General features: G+C 68.6%; 23 protein-coding genes. 5 read left to right on the forward strand and 18 right to left on the reverse strand.

Features of this window, described 5'->3' with window-relative positions; all coding sequences use genetic code 11:
* Positions 1-5: 5 nt before the first annotated feature.
* The 4 genes from TU34_RS19755 to TU34_RS23720 all read right to left on the reverse strand — a co-directional run bounded on the left by TU34_RS19755 (position 6) and on the right by TU34_RS23720 (position 2,589).
* On the reverse strand, positions 6-1,148 hold the full coding sequence (locus TU34_RS19755) for a GGDEF domain-containing protein (protein WP_045824626.1): 1,143 nt from the start codon (positions 1,146-1,148) through the stop codon (positions 6-8).
* Positions 1,149-1,269: 121 nt separating this feature from the next.
* On the reverse strand, positions 1,270-1,743 hold the full coding sequence (locus TU34_RS19760) for an SRPBCC family protein (RefSeq protein WP_045824627.1): 474 nt from the start codon (positions 1,741-1,743) through the stop codon (positions 1,270-1,272).
* A 43-nt stretch (positions 1,744-1,786) separates the two neighbouring features.
* Positions 1,787-2,203 carry a DMT family transporter gene (locus TU34_RS23715; RefSeq protein ID WP_052689080.1) on the reverse strand — a complete coding sequence of 139 codons (417 nt, stop codon included), beginning with the start codon at positions 2,201-2,203 and terminating at the stop codon, positions 1,787-1,789.
* The gene (locus tag TU34_RS23720; RefSeq protein ID WP_238981408.1) at positions 2,185-2,589 is read right to left on the reverse strand and encodes an EamA family transporter; all 405 of its coding nucleotides are present in this window, start codon (positions 2,587-2,589) and stop codon (positions 2,185-2,187) included. The genes TU34_RS23715 and TU34_RS23720 overlap by 19 nt, the downstream gene beginning before the upstream one ends.
* Here TU34_RS23720 and TU34_RS19770 point away from each other — a divergent pair.
* On the forward strand, positions 2,507-3,355 hold the full coding sequence (locus TU34_RS19770; protein ID WP_150116626.1) for a LysR family transcriptional regulator: 849 nt from the start codon (positions 2,507-2,509) through the stop codon (positions 3,353-3,355). The two genes, TU34_RS23720 and TU34_RS19770, sit on opposite strands and share 83 nt — an antisense overlap.
* Here TU34_RS19770 and TU34_RS19775 read toward each other — a convergent pair.
* Positions 3,322-4,827, reverse strand: a complete 1,506-nt coding sequence (locus tag TU34_RS19775) for an MFS transporter (RefSeq protein WP_045824628.1) — start codon at positions 4,825-4,827, stop codon at positions 3,322-3,324. The genes TU34_RS19770 and TU34_RS19775 overlap by 34 nt on opposite strands.
* A 112-nt stretch (positions 4,828-4,939) precedes the next feature.
* The gene (locus tag TU34_RS19780) at positions 4,940-5,425 is read right to left on the reverse strand and encodes an Lrp/AsnC family transcriptional regulator (RefSeq protein WP_045824629.1); all 486 of its coding nucleotides are present in this window, start codon (positions 5,423-5,425) and stop codon (positions 4,940-4,942) included.
* Between the two features lie 131 nt (positions 5,426-5,556).
* On the opposite strand from TU34_RS19780, the gene TU34_RS19785 reads away from it, so the two are divergent.
* Positions 5,557-7,881: a transketolase-like TK C-terminal-containing protein gene (locus TU34_RS19785; protein ID WP_045824630.1), complete on the forward strand. Its 2,325-nt coding sequence runs from the start codon at positions 5,557-5,559 to the stop codon at positions 7,879-7,881.
* 93 nt (positions 7,882-7,974) lie between these two features.
* On the opposite strand, the gene TU34_RS19790 is transcribed toward TU34_RS19785, so the two are convergent.
* Together TU34_RS19790 and TU34_RS19795 are read right to left on the reverse strand one after the other, a co-directional pair.
* The gene (locus TU34_RS19790) at positions 7,975-8,553 is read right to left on the reverse strand and encodes an LGFP repeat-containing protein (protein WP_052689083.1); all 579 of its coding nucleotides are present in this window, start codon (positions 8,551-8,553) and stop codon (positions 7,975-7,977) included.
* A gap of 94 nt (positions 8,554-8,647) precedes the next feature.
* Positions 8,648-10,111 carry a CoA transferase gene (locus TU34_RS19795; protein WP_082080480.1) on the reverse strand — a complete coding sequence of 488 codons (1,464 nt, stop codon included), beginning with the start codon at positions 10,109-10,111 and terminating at the stop codon, positions 8,648-8,650.
* Between the two features lie 66 nt (positions 10,112-10,177).
* On the opposite strand from TU34_RS19795, the gene TU34_RS19800 reads away from it, so the two are divergent.
* Positions 10,178-10,927: a helix-turn-helix domain-containing protein gene (locus tag TU34_RS19800; RefSeq protein ID WP_045824631.1), complete on the forward strand. Its 750-nt coding sequence runs from the start codon at positions 10,178-10,180 to the stop codon at positions 10,925-10,927.
* On the opposite strand, the gene TU34_RS19805 is transcribed toward TU34_RS19800, so the two are convergent.
* The 4 genes from TU34_RS19805 to TU34_RS19820 all read right to left on the reverse strand — a co-directional run bounded on the left by TU34_RS19805 (position 10,885) and on the right by TU34_RS19820 (position 14,803).
* Positions 10,885-11,601: a GNAT family N-acetyltransferase gene (locus tag TU34_RS19805; protein ID WP_238981402.1), complete on the reverse strand. Its 717-nt coding sequence runs from the start codon at positions 11,599-11,601 to the stop codon at positions 10,885-10,887. The genes TU34_RS19800 and TU34_RS19805 overlap by 43 nt on opposite strands.
* 108 nt (positions 11,602-11,709) lie before the next feature.
* A complete protein-coding gene (locus tag TU34_RS19810; protein WP_238981403.1) occupies positions 11,710-12,429 on the reverse strand; it encodes a hypothetical protein in 720 nt (239 codons plus the stop codon).
* 401 nt (positions 12,430-12,830) lie between these two features.
* The gene (locus TU34_RS19815) at positions 12,831-13,295 is read right to left on the reverse strand and encodes a hypothetical protein (protein WP_045824632.1); all 465 of its coding nucleotides are present in this window, start codon (positions 13,293-13,295) and stop codon (positions 12,831-12,833) included.
* Entirely contained in the window at positions 13,292-14,803 is a 1,512-nt protein-coding gene (locus TU34_RS19820; RefSeq protein ID WP_338063018.1) for a molybdopterin-dependent oxidoreductase, read from the reverse strand. The genes TU34_RS19815 and TU34_RS19820 overlap by 4 nt, the downstream gene beginning before the upstream one ends.
* Before the next feature lie 116 nt (positions 14,804-14,919).
* Here TU34_RS19820 and TU34_RS19825 point away from each other — a divergent pair, with 116 nt between their 5' ends.
* Complete coding sequence (locus TU34_RS19825; RefSeq protein ID WP_045824633.1) at positions 14,920-15,126, forward strand: three-helix bundle dimerization domain-containing protein; 207 nt, start codon at positions 14,920-14,922, stop codon at positions 15,124-15,126.
* A 33-nt stretch (positions 15,127-15,159) separates the two neighbouring features.
* Here TU34_RS19825 and arr read toward each other — a convergent pair whose 3' ends face one another.
* A complete protein-coding gene (gene arr, locus TU34_RS19830) occupies positions 15,160-15,585 on the reverse strand; it encodes an NAD(+)--rifampin ADP-ribosyltransferase (RefSeq protein WP_045824634.1) in 426 nt (141 codons plus the stop codon).
* A 213-nt stretch (positions 15,586-15,798) separates the two neighbouring features.
* Here arr and TU34_RS19835 point away from each other — a divergent pair, with 213 nt between their 5' ends.
* A complete protein-coding gene (locus tag TU34_RS19835) occupies positions 15,799-16,650 on the forward strand; it encodes a 3-hydroxybutyryl-CoA dehydrogenase (RefSeq protein ID WP_045824635.1) in 852 nt (283 codons plus the stop codon).
* On the opposite strand, the gene TU34_RS19840 is transcribed toward TU34_RS19835, so the two are convergent.
* The 5 genes from TU34_RS19840 to TU34_RS19860 all read right to left on the reverse strand — a co-directional run bounded on the left by TU34_RS19840 (position 16,638) and on the right by TU34_RS19860 (position 22,868).
* Positions 16,638-17,459, reverse strand: coding sequence for an SDR family NAD(P)-dependent oxidoreductase (locus TU34_RS19840; RefSeq protein ID WP_045824636.1), 822 nt, complete (start codon positions 17,457-17,459; stop codon positions 16,638-16,640). The genes TU34_RS19835 and TU34_RS19840 overlap by 13 nt on opposite strands.
* A 7-nt stretch (positions 17,460-17,466) precedes the next feature.
* On the reverse strand, positions 17,467-18,639 hold the full coding sequence (locus TU34_RS19845) for an NADH:flavin oxidoreductase (protein ID WP_045824740.1): 1,173 nt from the start codon (positions 18,637-18,639) through the stop codon (positions 17,467-17,469).
* Between the two features lie 2 nt (positions 18,640-18,641).
* Complete coding sequence (locus TU34_RS19850; RefSeq protein ID WP_045824637.1) at positions 18,642-19,220, reverse strand: TetR/AcrR family transcriptional regulator; 579 nt, start codon at positions 19,218-19,220, stop codon at positions 18,642-18,644.
* Positions 19,221-19,383: 163 nt separating this feature from the next.
* The gene (locus TU34_RS19855) at positions 19,384-20,337 is read right to left on the reverse strand and encodes an ABC transporter permease (RefSeq protein WP_203225504.1); all 954 of its coding nucleotides are present in this window, start codon (positions 20,335-20,337) and stop codon (positions 19,384-19,386) included.
* Positions 20,334-22,868, reverse strand: coding sequence for an alpha/beta fold hydrolase (locus TU34_RS19860; RefSeq protein ID WP_203225505.1), 2,535 nt, complete (start codon positions 22,866-22,868; stop codon positions 20,334-20,336). The genes TU34_RS19855 and TU34_RS19860 overlap by 4 nt, the downstream gene beginning before the upstream one ends.
* Positions 22,869-22,913 lie beyond the last annotated feature (45 nt).

The following is a 22,913-nucleotide window of genomic DNA, read 5'->3' on the forward strand; positions in this document are numbered from 1 at the left end:
CGGGGTCAACGCTCGGAGTCGTGCACCGCGGTCACTGCATCGCCACCACTGCGCTTGGTCGAGTACAGAACCGCGTCCGCGCGGGCCAGCATCGCTCCGACCTCGCGGTCGGGTGGTGGCCAGCTCATGGGCTGCGTCGTGTGGATGCCGATGCTCATCGTGACCGGCGCCGACCGTGACCGATCGGCCATCGACTCCCGGACCCGGTGCGCCAGCGTCGATGCGGACTCCGAATCGACGTGCAGGACCGCGACGAACTCGTCACCACCGATCCGGGCGATCGCATCGGCATGACCGTCGCAGACCGATGTGAGGGCCGTCGCGACGGCCACGAGCAGTGCGTCACCGTGGCCGTGACCGTTCGCGTCGTTGATCGTCTTGAACTTGTCGATGTCGGCCATGAGAACGCTCACGGGACCCCCGGCCGGGACCCGCGTGGTCGAGTGCGACAGCGCCTCCTCGAATCCGCGCCGGTTCAGCAGACCGGTCAGCGGATCGGTGAACGAGTTGCGGGCGTCGTTGCGCAGGAAGGTCAGCGCGATCTGACCGGCGATCAGTCCGGCGTTGCAGGCCGCCAGTTGCGCCACCACGATGACGACACCGGTCACGACGTCGAGGTCGGTGACGACCAGTGCGTAGGCGCCGGTCCCGACGATCACCGCCGTCACCCACACGCAGTGCGCGACGAGAACGGCAGGGCTGTGGATGAAGATGACATAGATGCCCAGGAGCACGTACAGCGACAGCAGCGCGAGTGCCGCCGTCGACGACGGCGCCGCCCCGGCGAGGGCGAGAACGGACAGCTCGGTGACGGCCAGGAATGCCAGCGACACCCTCTCGGAGGGCCACGGACGGTCCGACCACCACCACCACGCGCAGAAGCTGAACGCCAGCACCGCGATCCCGGCACAGACGGTGACGGCTGGTCCCGGACGACCAGAGGCGATGAGAGCGATCCCCATCGCGGCGAGCATCGCGTACCCGGAGGCGACCAGGATCCGGTCCACGCGCAACCACGCACGCGACTCCGCGAACGCGTAGACCCACTCGTACTCGAACGGCTGCTCCCACCACCACCGCAGGAGTTCGATCGTGGTCTTGTCGCGGATGCGCGCCGCGCCGGGACCCCGAGGATGCGGAGGCGGCACCGGCAGTTACCGCCTCTCGTCGCTCGGGCTTCGCGCCGTCATCGAACGCGCTCGCCGATTCTAGGTGACGCCCCGCCCGGGGCTCGCGAATCGCTCAGGTCGCGCGCTGCACCGCACGGTGTCACACAGCGGATTCGGCGCGTGCCTTCAGCTGTTCGAGGCCGCGGGCGAAGTCGCCGCCGATGAGCTTGTCCATGGGCACGACCTTCGTCATCAGCTTCGCGATACCGGAGCGGTCGCCGGTCATCGTCCACTCGACACCGGTGGTGCCGTTGATCTGCTCGGCGATCGTGAACACGACCGTGCTGGTCGACTTGAACGGCTTCAGGAACTCGAGCGCGATGGTGATGCGACGGCGGGGTTCGACGTCGGTGATGGCCATGCTCCCGGCGCCGGCCTTCCGGTTGCCCTTCCAGGCATAGGTCGCGCCGACGCCGGAATCGGGTCCCGAGTAGGACCGTTCGACGTTCGGATCGGTCTGCTCCCACGGTGACCACGCGGTCCAGTGGTGGAAATCGGCAATGAGCGCGTAGACCACATCGGCGGGAGCGGCGACGTCGATCGACCGGGTGACGGTGTACGCGCTGGGTGCCATGGCCAGTACCGTAGCGGCCCCGCCACGATTCCGTCAGAGATCCTCAGCGCAGACATGGTTTCTCGACGGCGTGCTCGGGTGGCGCGGTGACGGCGGTGTCCTCAGACGGCGGTGTCGCGTCGGCGGGCGCACTGCGTGCCTGCACCACGCAGGCCGCTGCGCCAAGAGCCAGACCACCGATCGTGAGCGGGGAGAGGCTCTCCCCCAACGCGATCCAGGCCATGACCGAGGCGGCGGCGGGGATCACCGCGAACACGATCGACGCCGACCGCGCGCCCGCGGACTTGATGCACGCGGAGTAGAGCGTGGTGGCACCCACCGAACTGAACACGATCATGGTGGCCAACAGGATCAGCGCCCTCGGCAGGTCGGTCGTGTGTTCGGGCGAGATGACGGCGAACACCGCGGCGACGGGCGTCGACGCCGTGAGGCCCAGGGCGCTCACCATCCACACGTCCATGTCGGCACAGAACCGTCCTGGTAGATCCCACCGGCCGACAGACCGACCATGGCCACGATCACCGCGACGATCCCGAGCCCGATCCCGTGGTCGGCGACGATCTTCGGGGCGCAGGCCAGTACGACCGCCGCCGCCGCGAGACCGAGTGCGAGCGCGCCGCGCCGCGACTCGCGTTGTCCGAGAAAGACGATCATCAGCCCGGCCGTCACCACCGGGTTCAGGGCGATCACGAGGGCCGCGAGCCCCGACGGGACACCGTGATCGAGTGCCCAGTACAGCCCGATGAACTGGACGCCCTGGGTCATGAGGCCCGCCACCATGGCGTGTCCCATCTGGCGTCGCGTCGGTCGCGTCGGTCGCCGGATCGCGACGATGACCCACAGCAGCGCCGCCGACGCGTTGCACCTGTCGCCGGCTGCGGTGACCGGACATATCCGGAAGCTCGAGCGCGAACTCGGATGTCGCCTGGTCATCCCCGACGGGCGCGGGATCGCACTCACCAGCGACGGCGACGAACTCGCGGTCCGAGCCCGCGACATCATCGCCCACCACGACGACGCCGTGCGGACGCTGACCCCGCACGACGACAACGGGATCCTGGTCGCCGCCACCGAACACGCCGCCGAGTTCCTCGTCCCCACCGTGATGGCGCTCGTCCACGCCCGGCATCCGGAGCGGCCGGTGCGGCTGCGCCTCACGCGCAGCGCCCACGTCCGCGACCTCGTCGACGACGATCGCGCCGACGTCGCCCTGATGTTGACCCGCCCCGCGAGAGGAAGCGTTCGCGTGGCGCCGGTCCCGCTGCAGTGGTTCGCCCACGACGCCCGCCCCAGCGAGGACCTCGTGCTGTTCGCCAACCCCTGCGCGGTGCGCCACGAGGCGCTGGCCTCCCTGGGACGGCGTCCGCACCGGGTGGCGGCCGAATGTGTCGACCTCACATCGGTTGTCGGCGCGGCGCGCGCCGGTGTCGGGATGACCCCCCTGCCGCGCATCGGGCCGGCACACGACGGGCTGCGGGTCGTCCGCGGACTCCCGCCGATCCCCGACATCAGCCTCTTCGTCGCCGCCAGTGCCCGCGTCGACACGTCCATCCGTCAGGAGATCGTGGGCCTCCTGCGTCATGTCCTGTCCGGACGAGTCGACGCGGCCTGAGCGGGCTGGTCCTCGACCGCGCGCGAGTCGGTGAGCGTGAGCGCTCCGATCGCCGCGACGAGCCCGACGACGACGGCGAGGATGCCGTAGGTGATGCGCTCGCCGTGGAAGAACGAGGCGACCAGGTCGCTGCTCCACGTGCCCGCGGGGAGTCGCGTCGTCACCAGGACGGCGATGAGGGTGCCCACCACGGCGGTACCGACGCTGGTGCCCACCTCCTGCGCGGTGTCGTTGAGGGCGGTGCCGATGGACGTGCGGTTGGCCGGCATGGCGTCGACCAGGGCGACCGCGCAGATCGTCATGACCGTCCGCAGGCCGATGGTCATGAGGACCATGCAGGCCGCGATCGCGACGTAACCGTGGTCGACGCCCCACGCCAGCCCGGCGAGTGACCCGCCGAGACACGCGGCGCCGATGAGGCACGCCATCCTGTGCCCGAAACGCGTTGCGAGCCACTCCGACAGCGGTGTCGCTGCGACCATGGTGATGATGATCGGCAGGTTCGCCAGGCCGGCGCGGACCGGGCTCCACCCATAGGCGTACTGGAAGTGCAGGATCAGGCCGAACATGACCGCGGCCATCGCGATCGCGGTACCGATCTGCGCGATCGCGGCGCCTCGGACGGTGCCGTTCGCGAACAGTCCGAGGTCGAGCATCGGTGCGGCGGTGCGACGTTCGTGGACGATGAACGCCGCGCCCGCGGCGACGGCACCGGCGATGGCGGCGAGGGTGGGCAGCGACGACCAGCCGTGCTGGACCCCGCTGGTCAACGACCAGCAGGCCAACCCGATGGTGGCGATGCTCAGGACCGCGCCCGGGAGGTCGAGCCGGTCATGGGTGAGACCGTCACGACGATCGGGGGCCACCCCGCGCCACACGCCGATGCCCGCGATCAGCGCGATGGGGGCGTTGACGAGGAGCAGCCATTCCCACCGGACGTGCGCGAGCGCGGTGCCACCCAGCACCGGTCCGAGAACGAAGCCGGCCATGCCGACGACGATCATCACGGTCATGGCGCGCATGCGCAGCGCCTTGTCGTCGAACAACCGGAACACCAGCGAGTTGGTGATCGGTGCCATCGCGGCGGCCGCGACGCCGAGCGCGGCACGCAAGGCCACGAGTTCGCCCGTGCTGGTGACCGCGACCACCAGCAGGCTCAGGGTGCCGAAGGCCGCGAGGCCGATCATCAGGACCCGGCGTCGGCCGAACCGGTCGGCGATCGATCCGGCGGTCAGCAGTAGCCCGCCAAAGGTCAACGAGTAGGCGCCGGTGATCCATTGCAGGGCGGTGGTGCTGCTGCCCAGGTCGCGTCCGATCGTCGGCAGCGCGATCGACAACAGCGTGTTGTCGACCATCTCGACGAAGAACGCGAGGCACAGCGCGGCGAGGGGGATCCAGGCCGCGGCGAGCGAGGTGTAGGTGCGCGCCGACGAGACCGGCGGTGCGGCGGTCGGGGCAGGGGAAGTGGTCATGCGGGTCTCCTGACGTGCGAGGTCGGTGTCGAGACCAGACGTTATGAACCGCCGCTGTCGTGGGACTGTCGCGCTCTGTCGCGTCCCTGTCGCACTCCTCCCGGGGCCGCCACTATGTCGTGTCGCCGGCCAACTCCTCCAGCAGGGGCGAGACGCGGAAGTCGACCATCTCCCGCATCACCAGTCCTGTCGTGGTGCGCTCCACCCCGTCGATCGCGAGGATCTCCCCCGCGATCCGGTACAGGTCCTCGACGTGGCGTGCGACGACCTGGATGAGCAGGTCCGCCACCCCGCTGAGCCCGTGTACCTCGACGACCTCCGGGATCTGCGCGAGCGCGACACCGACGGCGTCGAGTTCGCGCTGGCGGAGGTTGGTCATGATGAACGCCCGTACCGGGTACCCGAGTGCTGCCGGGTCGACACGCCGCTCGAACGGTCGCAGCGCATGCCCCTTCTCCAACCTCGCCAGTCGTGACTGCACGGTGTTGCGGGACAGGCGCGCGCGCTCGGCGAGCGCGAGAGTGGTCGCGCGCGGCTCGGCGTTGAGCGCCATCAACAATCGCGCGTCGGTGGAGTCGACACTGCGCGGATGGGTCATTGTGCTCACCTCTGTCGGGGCGATGGGACGTCGATATGTGCATTATGCGCAGTCCACACAGGGGTGGTTGCGCAATCGGCCAAGCGAGAGCACCGTTTGGAGTACAGATCGCCAGTGCCGAGGAGAACGCCATGTCATCGCCCAGCCACACCGACCCGATGCACGAGGCCTCGCCGGAGGTCCTCGACGAGATCGGTGAGCGGGTGTTGTGGCTCTCGACGGCGATCATCCATCACGCCAACCGGGTGCGGCCCAACCCCTCGGGCCTGAAGGTCGGGGGCCACCAGGCGTCGTGCGCGTCGATGGTCTCGATCATGACGGCGCTGTGGTTCGACCAGCTCCAGCCCGGCGACCGCGTCTCGGTGAAACCACACGCGTCGCCTGTCCTGCACAGCCTCAACTACCTCCTCGGGGACCTCGAGGAGAAGTACCTGACCACCCTGCGCGAGTTCGGTGGCCTGCAGTCGTACCCGAGCCGGTCGAAGGATCCCGACACCGTCGACTACTCGACAGGGTCGGTGGGAATCGGTGCCACCGCACCGATCTGGGGTGCGATGGCGCGGCGCTACGTCCAGACCTCCACCGGCCAGACGAGCAGCGGACGTCAGTACTCCCTCGTCGGTGACGCCGAGCTCGACGAGGGGGCGGTGTGGGAGGCGATCCTCGATCCCGGTGTCGCCGAACTCGGTGAGGTGGTGTGGATCATCGACCTCAACCGCCAGTCGCTCGACCGCGTCGTGCCCATGATCGCCGCCGGTCGACTGGAGGCGATGTTCGCCGCCGCCGGCTGGCAGGTCATCACGGTCACCTTCGGTGCCCTGCTGGAGTCGCTGTTCACGCGCGACGGCGGCATCGAGTTGCGCGCGCGGATCCTCGGTATGCCGAACGCCGAATATCAACGGCTGCTGCGCTGTTCACCCGACGAGGTGCGCAACCGACTTCCCGGTGACGGAGACGGCGCGTCCGCGATCGCCGCGCTCATCGCCGATCTGGACGACTCCACCCTGGCCGCGGCGATCCGCAACCTGGGCGGTCACGACATGTCGGCGCTGATCCGGGCGTATCGAGAGATCGACGACACCCGACCCACGGCGATCATCGCCTACACGATCAAGGGATACGGGTTGCCCACCGAGGGCCACCCACAGAACCATTCATCGCTGCTCACCGTCGACGAGTTCGCCTCGTTCGCCGCCGAACTCGGGCGTGACCCCGGCCACCCGTGGGAACGGTTCCCCGACGAGAGCGCCGCAGCACAGCTCTGCGCGACGACCGCCCAGCGCCTCCGACGCGATCCGGTCCCGACGGCACCCCGCCTCGAGGTGCCCATCGACAGCGGACGGACCCCGAAGGGCACCTCGAGCACTCAGGCGGGCCTGGGTCGAGTCCTGCTCGACCTCAACCGCAGCGCCCCCGACATCGCCCGTCGGGTCGTCACCGTGAGCCCCGACGTCAGCTCCACCACCAACCTCGCCGGCTGGGTCAACAAGGTCGGTGTGTGGTCGGCGGCCGAGCGCCACAACTGGTTCGACGACGATCCAGAGACGCTCATGCACTGGCGCGAGAAGCCGACGGGTCAGCACATGGAACTGGGTATCGCCGAGACGAACCTCGTCGGTCTCATCGGCGAGCTGGGCGCGACGTGGAGTCGGTGGGGTGAGCCACTGTTCCCGATCGGCGTCATGTACGACCCGTTCGTCGAGCGCGCCCTCGAGCCCTGGTCCTACGGCATCTATGCCGGCGGGCAGTCGATCCTCGTCGGGACGCCCTCGGGGGTCAGTCTCGCCGCCGAAGGCGGTGCACACCAGTCGATCACGACACCATCGATCGGACTCGAACAGCCGGGGTGCATCGCGTATGAGCCGGCGTTCGGCATCGACGTCGAGTGGACGTTGCTGGCCAGCATGGGGCGCCTCGGTCGACCGGACGGCACATCGGCGTACCTGCGGTTGTCGACGCGTCCGGTCGACCAGTCGCTGGCGAACGTCCCCGATGATCCCGCGGCGCGGGAGCGACGACGCCGTCAGGTCGTCGCCGGGGGTTACCCTCTGGTGCGCCAGGCGAATCCGGTGGTCACCCTGGTGGCGATGGGCGCGGTGGTCCCCGAGGCGCTCGTTGCCGCCGACCGACTCGAGCAGGCGGGCGTGGCGGCCGACGTCCTCGTGGTGACGAGCGCGGGACTGCTGTTCGAGGCACTGCAGGCGCGTCGCGGTCAGGGATCAGCGCCGACGTGGATCCTCGATCAGGTGCTCCCCGCCGACCGCGCCACCCCGATGGTGACCGTCCTCGACGGGCATCCCCACACCCTGGCGTTCCTCGCCGGCGTGAACCGGGTCGCGTCGGTGTCGTTGGGCGTCAGCAGTTTCGGGCAGGTCGGTTCACTCGACGACGTCTACCGACTGCACGGGATCGACACCGACAGCATCGTGCGCGCCGCCCTCGACGTCACCGCCTGACCGCAGTTGGGCACGTAAGGACCGCAGTTGGGCACGTAAGGACCGCAGTTGGGCACGTAAGGACCGCAGTTGGGCACGTGATGCCCGAACAGGTCACGGCCAGACGAGGCGTCCACCCTCGAAGTTCTGCGCGAAGTTGCGGCCGATCCGGTACTCGTCGCTGGTCGGCATCCCGAATTTGCCGGGGCCGCCGGCCGCGGCGTACTTGCCGAGGATGCCGCCCCACACGGGGTGCTGGCCCGACTTCTCGCTGGTGTAGAGGTTGCCGCCCTGGAACAACTGCTTGCGCCCCTTGCCCGCGGCGTCGATCTCGTTGGAGGTCGGGAACTTCAGTGCGCCGCGCTCGAAGCCGAGGCTGCCCCACTTCGCGCGGATGGGGTCGCTGATCGGGTGCGCGATCCCGTTGCTGACGTTGGCTTTCCAATAGAACGACGTTCCCTTGTCGAACCGCTGGAAGCGTCCACCTTTGTCGGCGAAGGCCTCGTCCATCGTGGGGTCGCCCCACTTCTCCGCACCGCCGGTGGCCTTGAACGCCTCGAGGATACGTCCGCCGACGTTGTACTCGCCGAACTGTTCGTCGGCGCCGGCGATCGCGGCGGTCTGCGCCGAGCCCACCAGCACGGCCGCCATCGCCGCCACGGTCAGGGCTGTTGCACGCTTCTTGAGTTGCATTGTCGAATCCTTACATAAGGACGCTAAATGATCGGGATGTTGGCCGACCATGTGGTCCGATCGGAGTACCGCGACCGGTCACGCGCTCAGTCGGCTACCACCGCAGCGGCGAACTGCCCAGCGGACTGGGTGCCTTTAGCACCGGGGTCGGGACGCCGTCGAACGACAACGGCAGACCGGGCTCGGTGATGACGCCGAACGGACTGTCGACGGTCTGCAGTCCGATGGTGGGGGCGGAGGGCCGCGGGATGTCGTCGACGACGTCGCGTGCGAGGAGGCCGAGATCCTGTACCCACATGCACACGCGGGCGAGGTTGATGCGTACGCGCCAGGATCCGCCCACAGCGGCACGACGGCGCAGCGCGGCCACCATCCCGGCGGCACCGAGGTACGCCGCCAGGTAATCGTTGAGGAGATAGGTGGGCGGCAACGATGGTCGGCCGTTCACGGCCTCCGACCCGGCGAATCCGGTTGCCGAGCAGGCCAGTTGATCGAAGCCGCCGCGCTCGGCCCACGGACCGTCGGCGCCCCAGCAGTGGTACTCGCACACCACGACACCGGGTCGCAGGGCTGCGAGGTCGTGCGCCCCGAATCCCCGCTCGGCGATACCGCGGTAGGAGTTCACGACGACGTCGGATCCGGCGCACACCTCGCTGAACGCAGCCCGCTGGTGATCGTCGCGCAGGTCGGCGAAGGCGTTGCGCTTTCCGCCACCCGTCATGACCACCATCGCGTTCGGATCAGAGTTGTCGGGCCGCGAGACGTGCAGGACGTCGGCGCCGAAGGTGGCCAGCAGCCGCGTCGACACCGGTCCGGCGATCACGTGGGTGAGGTCGGTGACCCGGACACCGCCCAGGGGTGGCCAGGAGGCGGCCGCCGGCAGATCGGTCTGCGGACCGTCGCCCATGCGGTCGATCTCGACGATGTCACGCGCGAGCAGGTCGATCCCCACCTCGTGGGCACGCCACTGCGCCGCGGTGCGCACGACCGCCGCCACGCCGCCCGCCGCACACACCGCGGTCTCCAGTGCCACGGCGTCCCAGTGGGCAGCGGCCTCGGCGATCCGATCCGGGAAGGGCGGGCAGTTGAGCACTTTGCACACGGCATCGCGCAGTCCGGCGTAGGTGGTGATGAGGAAGATCCACCGGTCGTCGCGGCAGCGATAGAAGTCGTTGTTGCCCAATGCGCGAGGGTCTTCGATCAGGTGAGGGGCGGGCACCCCGGACACGGTGGTCAGGTAGGAGGCGCGCAGTTGGTCGATCGCGTCGGCGGCGCGCACGGTGATCGTCTGCGGATCTGCGCCGGCGGATTCGGCCACCGCGGCGACCTGGATCCCGAACGCGGCGATCGCAGCTGAGGTCGCATCGGCGAGGCGGTGTGGCGACGGTGTCAACGGATCGCCGCCGATCACCGTTGCGTGCGAACGGATCTGTTCGTCGTCGGTCCCGAACAATGCGGTGAGGCTGTCGATGATCGCTGCTGTCGACGGCGCGCCGGGTGGTCGGCGGGAGGCTGTGTCGGCAGTGGACGATTGTGGGGTTGCGGTGTCGGCGTTCATGACGTCCACGGTCGTCGGACGACACGCGCGGCTCCCGGCCTTACGGATATCCGTAGGCTATGGACCGTGACCTCGACCGGACACCGCTCGCTGGCCCGCGCTGATCGCCTTCTCGACCACGTGGCCCGATCCGCGACGGCACCGACGTTGACCGACCTCGCCCGCGCCATCGGCGCACCGGTGAGCTCCACCCAGGATCTGGTCCGGGAGCTGTGCGTGCTCGGCTATCTGCGGGTCGTCGACTCGCGCTACCGCACGGGCCTGCGGATGCACGTCCTCACCGTCGTCGCCGGTGCGCCGTCGACGGCGGGTGTCGACCACGACGACCTCGTCCGGCTGAGTCGACTCGTACAGGCACCGGTCACGCTCGCCGCCCTGGTGGGGCGCGAGGTGTTCTATCTCGACCACGCCGGCCCACGGGCGCCGACGCGACTGCAGGTGGTGGCCGACGATCACCGCCCGCGCCCGACGCTGCGCACCGCGGCGGGTCGGTTGCTGCTCGCACTGTGCGACGAGCCGGTACGACGTCGCATCCTCGGCGAACTCGCGGTGGCCGATCCCGTCGCCGCACGGGCGTTCGCCACGGAGCTGCCGCTGATCCGGCGCCATCGGATCGCCCGCAGCGACGGACTCGCCGACCCCGACATCGCGGCGGTCGCGCTACCCACCACGCAACCCGACATCGCGCTCATGGTCACCGCACGGCGTGCGCCGCGGGGCGGACGGGTTCCGGTTCTCGAACGTGCCGCGCAGACACTCCGGGCAGAGATCGATCAGCGCGGCGCGGACACCTCCGAGGTCCCCGGGACGCGATAGCCACGGAACGACACAGCTGATCGGGCTCGGAAGCCGAGACGTTCGTAGACCGAGATGGCGGCCGAGTTGCTCTGCGCCACATGGAGGAACGGACGGTCGCCGGTGGCGGTGATGAGTCGGATCTGCGCGGCGAGCAGGTGTGCGGCGAGTCCGCGGCCGCGGGCTTCGGGTGCGGTACAGACGGCGCTGATCTCGGTCCATCCGGGCGGGCGGAGACGATGGCCCACCATCGCCACGAGTTCTCCCTGATCTCGGATGCCCAGATAGACACCCAGTTCGGGCGTGCGGGGGCCGAAAGGCCCGGGCCGGGTGCGTTCCACCAGATCGAGGATGTCGGGAAGGTCGTCGGGGCCGAGGGTGACGACCGACTCGGTCGAGGAAACCGCCGGCAACGAGCCGTCGTGCACCATCTGCAGACCGTCGAGACCGAACACCTGCTCCCAGTCCGCGGGTGGGCGGTCGGGAGCACTGAACATGTCGGCGAAACCGCCTGGTCCGAGCAGTGCGGCCAGGTCGTCCCACCGCCGGGGATCCGAGGCATCGACGGCGACAAAGCTGCACACCCCGGGCGCGAAACCCACTGCACTGCCCACTGCCCGGGCGAGGTGGGCGTGGTGACCGCGCAGCGACCCCATGACCGGAAGATCGAGGGCCTCGAGGCCGGACGTGTGCACGAAGACCAGTGTTGCTGATGGCGCGCGCCCTGGACAAACACAGCGGCGGTCGCCGGCATGATGCCGACGACCGCCGCTGCGGGAAATCGATCGCTCAGAGAAGCGAGATCACTTGGTGTTGACGGTGATCTTCGCGATTCCGACCAGCAGACCGGCCTTGACGGCGTCGGTGTTGAAGGTCTTGTTGAGCAGGCCGGCCGCGGTGTCCGAGATCAGGACGCGGGTGCCCTCGAGAACGGCGGTGCCGTCGGGGTTGCTCTGCAGCGGCTTGAGCGTGCTGCCGTCGAGATCGAAGACGATCGCCTGGGTGGCGGCGACCTGACCGTTCACGGCGACGTCGGCCATGAGCTTCGAGGTGCCCGGGTCGATGGTCAGGTTCGTGATGTCGACAACGGTCTGCCCTGCGGTGAGGGAGAAGCCGGCGCCGGCGTGCTCGATCTTGCCCTGGACGTACGGCTGGATCGATCCGGGGGTGTAGTACGTGACGTTTCCACCGGTGATCGGGAACACCAGCGAGCCGTTCTCGAGCTTCGCGCCACCGACGACACCCGGGGTGAGCTTGAGTGCGGTGAGCGCGTCGGTGAACCCGGTGTCCAGAGCGACGGCCGTGTCGCGACCGGTGAGGGTTGGGATGGTGGCGACGGGGGCCGGAGCGCTCGACTCGGCCGCCGAGGGGGCCGCCGAGGAGGTGGCCGCGGTCGACGACGACGCCGAATCCGACGAGTCGTCACTCGAGCAGGCAGCCGCCGGAAGAACAGCGATGGCAGCGATCGCCGCGGCGACCACGATCTTGCGGGACTTGAGCATCATGGGTGTATATCCGTTCATGAAAGTGTTCGTTCGCAACGTATTTCGTGGCGACGCTGGCGACACACTGTTTCGGCGACGACCGCTTGGCCATCAGAGTGTGTACACAGGGCATTCGGCACGCCTGGCGGTTCGGCTTGGTCTCGATGGCAAGAAGTTTGAATTTTTCCGCAGACACGGTGGTGTGACCAATTTATCCCCGCACCTGCGGACCGCGACCCATCCATCCCGGTTCCGGCAACGAACGACCTCATGACGATCGGTGACGTGCCGATCAGATGACGATCAGAAATTTGTTGCTTTTCAACGAGATATGAGTGGCGCTCGCCGGACCGGTCGGACTGATCACATGGGTGCCCGGGCGGACACGGTGTTGTCGTGGTTCGCCCGGACACCCTTGCGGGCAGTCCGGCGCGGTGCGGTCAGGCGCCGTGGACACCAGCGACGTCGTCGTGTGGATGTGACCGGGCGTGCCGGTTGCGCACCACCATCACGACGACGAGGGCCCAGATGACCAGCACGGCAAGGGTCAGACCGAGACCGTAGGGCCGATCCAGGATGGTGAGGCTCTCATTTCCTCCCGGTGCAGCCTTTCCCTCAGGGCGTGGCAGGATGACCGGCAGTGCCAGCAGGACGAGCAGGACGGTCGCCGACCCTCCGGCCAGCACAGGTGCCCACCATCGTTGCGGCAAAATATTTTTCGCTGTGTGACCGGTGGCGATACACAGGGGCGCGAACACCGCGTCGTGCACGATGAGGCCGGCGATCAGCCACACGACGATCGACATGATGTCGGCAGGCGACATCTCCCAGATCAACGACAACCCGTACCAGGCGACCGGTACCGCCCCGACGATCAGCAAGGCCCTGATCAACCGTGTGGTCACAGCACCTCCATTCGTGCCAGCCACTTCGTCTGCAGAACCCCGGGCCGGTTGGGTGTGATGAGTCGGCACGGATACCCGTGATCGACGGTCAAGGTCTCACCGTGCAATTCGAGCGCGACCAGCGACGACGGGTTCCGGACGAAGTTCGCGGGCAGAACGCTGACGGCATAGAGCCCGCGTTCCAGCGACACGAACCTCACGTCGCGATCGAGATCACCGCCGACGAGTTCCACGAGATCACGCACTCGTACCCCACGCCACGTCGCCTGAGCGCTCCAGCCCTCGACGCACGCGATCGGGAGATCGCTGTCGTGCTGGGGCATCTCGCGCAACTGGTCGAGGGTCAGAACCTTCATTCGTCCTCCCGCGGTCACGGTGAAGGTGTACTCGCGCGACTGTGCGGCCATGGTGACTCCCGCTGCCGCCGCGGTGCGGTTGATCGGTACGCCCTGGGGTCCGTCGCCGGAACGGGGTGCGAGGAACGAGATCCATTTGAGGAACGGCACCGTCTGCCCGGCGAACGCGAGTACGGCGAGCCCGGCTGCGGCGACGGCGCCGCGCAGGATCGCGCGCCGGGTCACTGCACCGGGGGCTCCTTGTGTCGACGGGTCGACGAATCGCGCGTAGACCGACGGCGGCGGGTCCCTGGGGACCGCGGGCGGATCGTCGGTTCCGTGGTCGTCGACGACGGCATCGCGTTCGGGATCGATCGGTGGCGGTGTCGTCATCGCGCAGTCCGATCGAGGGGCTCGTTGTCGATGGCCTCGGTCGCTTTCGAGGGGCGATCGAAATGCCGCCTGGATGATCGGGAGCTTGACGGCGATGTGGACCATGAGCGCGGCGACGACGACGAACGACATCGCGTAATGGGTTGTGGTGAAAAAGAATCTCCACGGATAGAACTGCGCGGTGTTCATCAGCCCGGTGAACAACTGGAAGATCATCGAACTCACCAGCACCGCGATCGACAGCCGCTCCACCGCGCGCAGCGGCGACCCGATGACCGGCCGAGCGAACAGGCGTGGGTACACCAGCTGGAGCTTGACGAGCAGCAGCGGGATTGCTGCGGTGCCGGTGATGACGTGGAGTCCCTGGCTGAACCGGTACAGCCACGGTGGATCGGAAGGGAACCAGAACCAGCTCGGCGGATGCTGGATCCAATGGCTGATCATTCCCGTGGCCAGACATATGGCCACGCACAGGCCGAGCAACGCGCCCACGCGGGCCGTGATCCGCGGACTCCGCAACGAGGTGTCGTCGTCGGCCGGATCGCCGGAGGTGAACCCGATCGCGTAGAGCACCGCGAACATCTCTCGAATGCGCTCGCGCACAGCGCCTCTGCGCGGGACCGGCACCTCCGATGTCGTCACGCCCATGATGCGACGCACCAGAGCCGTGGAGGCGGCCAACCGGCGGCCCGCATGGCCGGTGGGCCTCGGCGTGGCGGCACGGTCGTCGAGCGCGCGGCCACCGACGTCGGCGCTGTCGGTGTCGTCGGTGTCGCTCACCCAGGGCATTCGTACCCGCGGCCCAGTCGGCTTGGTCGAGCGACGGATCGGCACGCGGTCACGGCCGGCTTCTCTGTCGACCGATCGCTCGACACGCTCCGCGTACCGTTGAGGGCATGACGACTGACGGTGCAGAAGAACGCCAACAGATCGACATGGTCATCGACCGCATCGCCGCGAGCCGAGAACTACCTCGCGAACGTGTGGCCGATGTTGTCGACAAGGCCTATCGAGAACTCGAACAGAACCGGATCCGGGACTTCGTTCCCCTGCTCGTGGAGCGCCGTGCACTGCGGGACCTCGACCGTGAATCCGTCGACTGAACTGACGAACACTCTGTCCTCGAGCGGCCGGCGTCAGTCGATGATCACCGCGCGGTTCTCGCGCTGCAGGGTGGCCAGGCCGTCGCGCATGGCCTGGATTCGTTCGGGTGGGTGGCCGACCCAGTCGGTGAGCTCACCGACGACCGTGACGGGTTCGAGGGTGCGGAACGAGTGTGTCGGGTTGCCCGGGAACTTCTTGTCGGTCACGTTCGGGTCGTCCTCCACCGCGCCGGTCGGCTCCACGAGGTAGATCCGGCCCGGTCCGTCGCCGACGGCCATCTCCGCTCCCCACACCGCGGCGTCGAGCGTTCTCGTCATGTAGACGTGCCGGAGCGGCCGTTCGCGGAAGTTCGACCGGTGGCCTGGCACCAGCCGGTCCCCCACCGCCAGATCGGCCTTGGTCCCGTGCAGCCACCCACCGGATTCGTGCACCTCGAACGGTGTCGGTACCTGCACCATGCGCGAACTCCCCTCGTCCCGCCGCGCCGGGTCCGGACGCGAGCACGACGATGGTGCACCGCCACTGGGGTCTTGCCGCAAGACCCCCTCCCCGACCTATCCTGGAAGCAACGGTCGTGTGCGTCGCGGTGATGCGGCGCCCGATAGGTTGTCATCATCAGTTGCCGGCGTTCGCGCCGGGCGTTGCACGATTCGATGAGACGAAGGACAGCCATGACATTGCTGGGAGTGGTCGGCGGCGGAACGATGGGCGCTGGTATAGCCGAGGTCGCCGTACGCGCAGGTGACGAGGTCATCGTCCTCGAGCGCGACCAGGCCGCCGCCGACGCCGCGACGGCACGTATCGAGAAGTCACTGGCCCGCGCGGTCAAGTCGGGCAAGCTCAGCGACGACGACTCCGGCGCCGCACTCGGCCGGTTGCGCACCACCACCTCGATCACCGATCTCGGCGATCGCGAACTGGTCATCGAGGCACTTCCCGAGATCGAATCGCTGAAGATCGGATTCTTCGCCGATCTCGACAAGGCGACGTCACCCGAGGCGATCCTGGCCACCAACACCTCGTCCATCCCCATCATCCGGGTCGCCAAGGACGTCGCCGACCCGAGTCGCGTGGTCGGCGTGCACTTCTTCAACCCCGTCCCCGTGATGCCCCTCGTGGAGATCATCTCCAGTCTCGTGAGCTCCGAGCACGCCGTCGAGACCGTCACCACTTATGCGCGAGACCATCTCGGCAAGCGCACCATCGCCGCCGGCGACCGCGGTGGATTCGTGGTCAACGCACTGCTGGTGCCCTACCTCCTGTCGGCGATCCGCATGTGCGAGAGCGGATACGCCACGAAGGAGGACATCGACACCGGCATGGTGAACGGGTGCGCGCATCCGATGGGTCCGTTGACCCTCTGCGACACCGTGGGTCTCGACGTGATCCTCGACGTCTCCGAGTCTCTGTACGCGGAGTTCGCCGAACCCCACCTGGCCGCGCCGCCGTTGTTGCGCCGCATGGTCGACGCCGGTTTCCTCGGCAAGAAGTCGGGCCGGGGTTTCTACGACTACTCGCGCTGAACGCGGGCGGATCGGAAGATCTGCAACAGGATTCGGTCGACGAGTGGTGTCGGCAGGTGATGCAGGACGCTGCGCCGGAGATCGGCGCGGACGGAATAGTGCGTGCGTGGGCGCTTCGCGGTGGCCGCGCGCCACACCACCTCGGCCAGCAACCGGGGGTCGTGGGCGCGTCCCTGCTCGCGTGCCGCGAGGTGGCCGACCCGGTCGATGAGCTCACCGAAGTGCGTCGAGGTGTCGCGGGCATGGTCGAAGGCTCGGCCGATGCCGTCGACCATGTCGGTGCGGAACGGTCCGGGGCGGATCGTGCTCACCGGGATGCCGAGGAACATGAGCTCGCGCCGTAGTGCGTCGGAGTACGCCTCCACGGCGTGCTTGGTGATCGCATACGGCCCGTTGAGCATCAATGCGCTCTGCCAGCCGGTCTCGGAACTGATGGTGATGACACGTCCACCCGCGTCGATCACCTGCGGCAGAGCCGCTTTCACCACACGGTAGGTGCCGAGCAGGTTCACCTCGAGCAGCCCGGTCAGTTCACCCTCGTCGATCTCGGCGACGGATCCGACGCGCATCACACCCGCAAAGGTGACCACGGCATCGAGGCCGTCGGCCGCTTCGTGCCGGGCGATCTGCAGTGCAGTCTCGACGGAATCGGTTCGGGTGACGTCGATCTCGATCGGTACGATGCGCTCCGCCGGGGGCGGTGGTCGCAGATCGGCGGCGAGCACGCGCCACCCTCGATGCGCGAACAGTGTGGCCGCGGCGCCTCCCAGTCCGCCGCCGGCTCCGGTGATGAGAACCGTCGGGGTCACCGATCACTCATCCGGCGACCCGGTCGCGGGTCAACACGCAGTGGGTCCGGCTGTAGATGGTCGGCATGCACTCGTTGCAGTGTGTGCAGAGTGACCGCGGCCGGTCGTTCGCCTGGATCCGGTTGATGAGATCTGGCTGGCGGAGCAGAGCCCGAGCCATCGCGACGAACTCGAAACCCTCGCTGCGCGCGAGATCCATCGTCTCGCGCGACGTGATGCCGCCGAGCAGGATCAGGGGCATGGTGAGTTCCTGCCGGAACTGCCGCGCCATGTCGAGCAGGAACGCCTCCTGATAGGGGTAGGCCCGGAGGAACGGGCCGGCCAACCGCATCCCCCACCCCAGCGGTGGCGGGAAGGCCCGGGCGAAGCTGCGCCGCGGGGCGTCGCCGCGGAACAGGTACATCGGGTTGAGAAGCGAACTACCGGAGGTCAATTCGAGTGCGTCGAGGGCGCCGTCGTCCTGCAGCCAGCGACCGATCTGCAGACTCTCCTCGATGTGCAGGCCCGGCGCGACACCGTCGTCCATGTTGAGTTTGGCGGTCACCGCGAGGCGGTCGCCGACCCGGTCACGCACAGCCATCGCGATGTCGCGGGCCAGCCGGGCGCGGTTGCGCAGCGAGCCGCCGTACTCGTCGCGACGTCGGTTGAGGAGCGGACTGAAGAACGCGCTCACGAGATAGTTGTGGCCGAAATGGATCTCGACGGCGTCGAAGCCCGCCTGCTCGGCGTGGCCGGCGGCGTCGGCGTGCGCCTGCACCACCTCGTGGAGTGCCGCGGCGTCGGGGCGGTGCATCATCTTCATGCTCAGGGGGCTGAACAACCGCGTGGGGGCCAGCGCCGGAGACCGGTTCGACGCCGCGTTCGCGACGGGACCGGCGTGGCCGATCTGGGCGCTGACCGCGGCACCTTCGGCATGGACTGCGTCGGCGAGTCGTCGCAACCCGGGCACGGCGTCGGGGCGCATCCAGATCTGGTGTCGATCGGTGCGACCGCCCGGCGCGACGGCGCAGTAGGCGACCGTGGTCATCCCCACCCCACCGGCGGCGGGGGCACGGTGGTACTCGATGAGGTCGTCGGTGACCAACGCATCCGGTGTGCGCCCCTCGAATGTGGCCGACTTGATGACCCTGTTGCGCAGCGTGATCGGCCCCAGCCTTGCCGGTTCGAAGATGTCACTCATCGTCACTCGCCCTCCTCGGACAGACCTGCGGACACGAAACGGCACAGGGACTCGACCTGTCGCGCCGACAGGACACGGTCGCCGGCGAGCGGATCGCCGAACTGCCCCAGGATCAGCTCGAACGCCAGGGCCCACCGTTGCCTCGCCTCGGACACCGACAGCCCGGAGACGTTGCGGCGCAGCATCTCCACGAAGGGGTCGAGGGTGAACCACCGTCCGGTCCAGGCCATCTCGCGGCGCCCGAGCACGACGCGGGCCAGGAGGTGGAGGTACAGCCGACCCGCGGGGTCGTCGGCCATGGTGACCAACGGCGCGACGACGCCGTCGACGATCTCGCGCACCCCGAGCGACTCGGCGTCCATCCGCGACACCGGCTCCAACCACGCCGGTCCGAGCCGCGCCTCGAGGAGGGCGGCGACGAGTCGCTCCTTCGATCCGAAGTGATAGTGCACCGCCGCGGCGTTCATCCCGGCCTCGGTGCACACCGCGCGCACCGACACCGCGTCGTACCCCGACCGCAGCAGGAGCGACTCGGCGGCCACCAACAGTCGTTCCCGGGTGTCGACCTCGATCTGTTCCACATCCCGAGTAGAACACGTTCCAATCAGTAGTTCAATCACTGATTGAACGGGCTGCGGTAGGTGGTCTGCTGAAAACTGCCCCCTGAGCGACCTCCGAGGGCACATTCCCCTCGAGCAGCGGTCTCGGGGACGTTTTCAGCAGCGAGCGGCACCGGCCACTGGGTCAGCTGACGATGTCCTTGCGGTGGAACCACCACCAGGCGGCGCCGAACAACACCGACGAGTAGATCAGCGAGATGCCGACCCCACGGGCCATGTCCTCCCAGATCACGTTCGGGCCCAACGCATCCAGCCAGGCGAACTGGTAGTGAGTGGGCAGGAACTGGCGGTACGGATCGAGGGCGGAGATCGAATCGAGGATGTTCGACAGGATCACCAGCATCGTCGCGCCACCGACCGCGCCCAGCGGCGCGTCGGTGAGAACGCTCAGCAGGAACGCGAAACCCGCGACCACCATCGACTGGATCAGCGTGTAGCCGACCACGATCGCGAGCCGTTGGAGCGTCTCCGAACTCGTGAAGTCTCCTCCGAGCGGCGACTGCGCCGGGCCCCAGCCGAAGAATAGACCACCGATCACATAGGCCCACACCGGCAGCAGGATGAGCACGATCGCGCTCGACGCGAGACCGATGAACAGCTTCTGGCGCAACAGATGTGAGCGGCGGACCGGGATCACCAGCAGGTAGCGCAACGACGCCCAGCCCGCCTCACCGGCGACGGTGTCACCGCAGAACAGCGCGACCAGCACCGTCAGCAGGAACGACCCCGCCGCGAACTCGGTGAACAGGGCGAAGTTGGCGCCGCCCGCGGTGGCCAGTCCGTAGAGCGCCGAGGTCTGACGGCCACCCTGGTCGCCACCGGCGGTCGAGGGATCGTCGGAGCTGAGGGAGAACGCGATCGCGATGATGGGCGGCAGGATCAGCACGAGCAGAGCGGCCACCTGGGTGCGGCGACGCCGCAACTGCCGCACCGCCTCCACGCGCAGGCCCAGGGTGCGGCGCGAGCGGAACTCGACCGGAGCGACGGGTCCGATGGAGTCGAGACGGTCATGCACCCCCTTGCGGGTGGCGGCCACCCGCGTCGCGGCGGTGGAGTCGTCAGCTGAGGGTGCGGTCACGAGGACTCCTCTCCGATCAGGTCGAGGAACGCCTCTTCGAGGTGTCTCCGCGATTCGACGACGTCGGCGTCGATGCCGGCATCGGCCAGGACCCGTTGCGCTGCGGCCACATCGGCGACCGCGAGGGTCGAGGTCGCGGCACCGGCGAGTTCCTCCACCGACCCTGCGGTGATGAGTCGACCCTTGTGCATGACCACGACGTGGCTGCAGGTCTGCTCGACCTCCGACAACAGGTGGCTCGACACCACCACCGTGCGTCCGGTGGCGGCGTACCGCCGCATCACCTCACGCATCTCGGCGATCTGCGGCGGGTCGAGACCGTTGGTGGGTTCGTCGAGGATGAGCAGCTCCGGCAGGCCGAGCATCGCCTGCGCGATGGCCAGACGTTGGCGCATGCCCTGGCTGTACTTGCGGACCTTCCGGTCGACCGACGCTCCGAGACCGGCGATCTCGAGTGCGGTCTCGACATCGGCGTCGGCGCGGGGACGTCCGGTCGCCGCCCAGTACAGATCGAGGTTCTCGCGACCCGAGAGGTGCGGGAGGAGTCCCGGTCCCTCGATGAACGCGCCGACGCGAGCCAGTACGGCCGACCCGGGGCCGACGTGCTGACCGAACAGGCGGATCGATCCGGCCGTGGGCGAGATGAGTCCGACCATCATGCGCAGGACCGTCGTCTTGCCGGCGCCGTTGGGGCCGAGCAGCCCGACCACCTGGCCCTTCTCGACGCTGAACGACACCCCGTCGACGGCGCGATAGGAATCGCCGTACTCCTTCACGAGGCCTTCGACGACGATCGGTGACACATCGTCGGACGGGACGTCGGCGTTCTCCGCGCGACCACGACGCCAGCCCGCGAAGGAGATCCCCGCGATGAGCGCCAGCAGCACGACGATGCCGGCGATCGGCCAGGCCCACGGGAACGGCGCCGAGCGTGCCTCACCGCTGAGCGTGGTGAGCGACAGCATCGGTGAATCCAGTGCGATGGAGTAGGTCCGGGCGTCGGTGGGCAGGGCGAACCCGAGGTCGGTGGTCGAGACCTGCACCGCGACACGATGTCCCGCGGCGATCGTGCGCACCACCGTCGGCAGGTTCACCGTCACCGACGCAGGTTGTCCCGGGGTGAGTCCGGTCAGTCGGACCGGCGTCACGAGGCCTGACGGCTGAGTACGTCTCCCGTCGGTGTCGACATCGACGAGCGAGACGAACAGCGTTGCGTCGGTGGTGGTTCGCGGTGTGACACGCAACCGTACGGTCGACGATCCGCCGACGAGGGTGTCCGACGCCAGCGGCGCCGAGACGAAACCGCCGGCCTGGCCGGGGAGCGCCGAGAGTGACACCCCGCCGGTGACCGAGGTGGCCGTCGCCAGGAGGCTGCCGATACCGGGCACGGCGGTGATGGCGGTCGGGGTGCCGCCGGCGGGGGCGTTGACGAGCTGGGTGCCGCCGAGCAGCGGCATCTGTCGTGTCTTCTGTGCGGCGGCCAACGATGCCGCGCTCAGCGGTCGTGCCGTGGACCGTCCGGTATCCGAGGAGAGGGCACCGTCGGCCACGTCGGCGGAGAAGCCGCTCTGCGGGGTCCGCTTGTCCTGCAACACCTTTGCGAACCACGACTGGACCGCCGAGGAGATGTCGCCACCGGGTTGGTCATGACCGCCGGTACGCCACTGCATCCGCACGGGAGTGCCGTTCGCCGCGATCCCGGTGGCGTTGCGCACGGCCTGGTCGATCGGGAACAGCGAGTCCTGCTGACCCTGGGTGAGCAGGGTCGGCGCCGTGATCCGGTCCAGCACCGACGCCGGGCTCGACGCGCGCATCAGTGTCTGCAGGGCGGCGGTGGGGGCCCCGGCGGTCGCCGAGGCCTGGTAGGCCGCGCACACGTCGGGCGCGAACTTGCCGCATCCGTCGACGCTGGCGGTGCTCGCGGCCTGGCTGAACAGTTGGCCTGCCCAGGCCCGTTTGAACACACCGTTCGGAAAGAGGGCCTGCGACAGGTCGTTCCAGGTGATGTCGGCCGCGATGGCGTCGACCCGACGGTCGTAGGCCGCGGTCAACAGCGCGACACCACCACCGTAGGAGCCGCCCGCGATGCCGACGCGGGGGTCGTTCGGTCCGTCGCGCTCGACCTCGGGCATGGTCGCCAACCGGTCGATGATGCGCCGGGCGTCGGCGATCTCGTAATCGGGGCTGTCGAGGTGGACGAGGCCGCCCGACGCCCCGAACCCCCGTGCGGAGTACGCGACCACCACGTACCCGCGACCGGCGAGGGTGCGTGCCTGCGACGTCAGGTCGTCCTTCGAACCACCGAAACCGTGGGCGAGGATGACCGCCGGGGCGGGGAGCGTGGCGGGGAGGAACAGCGAGGCGTCGAGCGAGACCGGAGTGCTGCCCTCGGGGACACCGGCGACCGTCATCGACCGTTCCGACACCGCACGATCGTCGCCACCGGAGGTCGCGATCACCGCGATCACCACCGCCAGCACGACGACCACGACCGCGGCCACGATCAGCCAGAGTCGACGACCCCCGCGCACCGTCCGACTGTTACCGATGCTGCTCTCCCTCGATGCCCGCGACCC

The sequence above is a fragment of the Williamsia herbipolensis genome (genome assembly GCF_000964005.1).
Classification (GTDB): domain Bacteria; phylum Actinomycetota; class Actinomycetes; order Mycobacteriales; family Mycobacteriaceae; genus Williamsia_A; species Williamsia_A herbipolensis.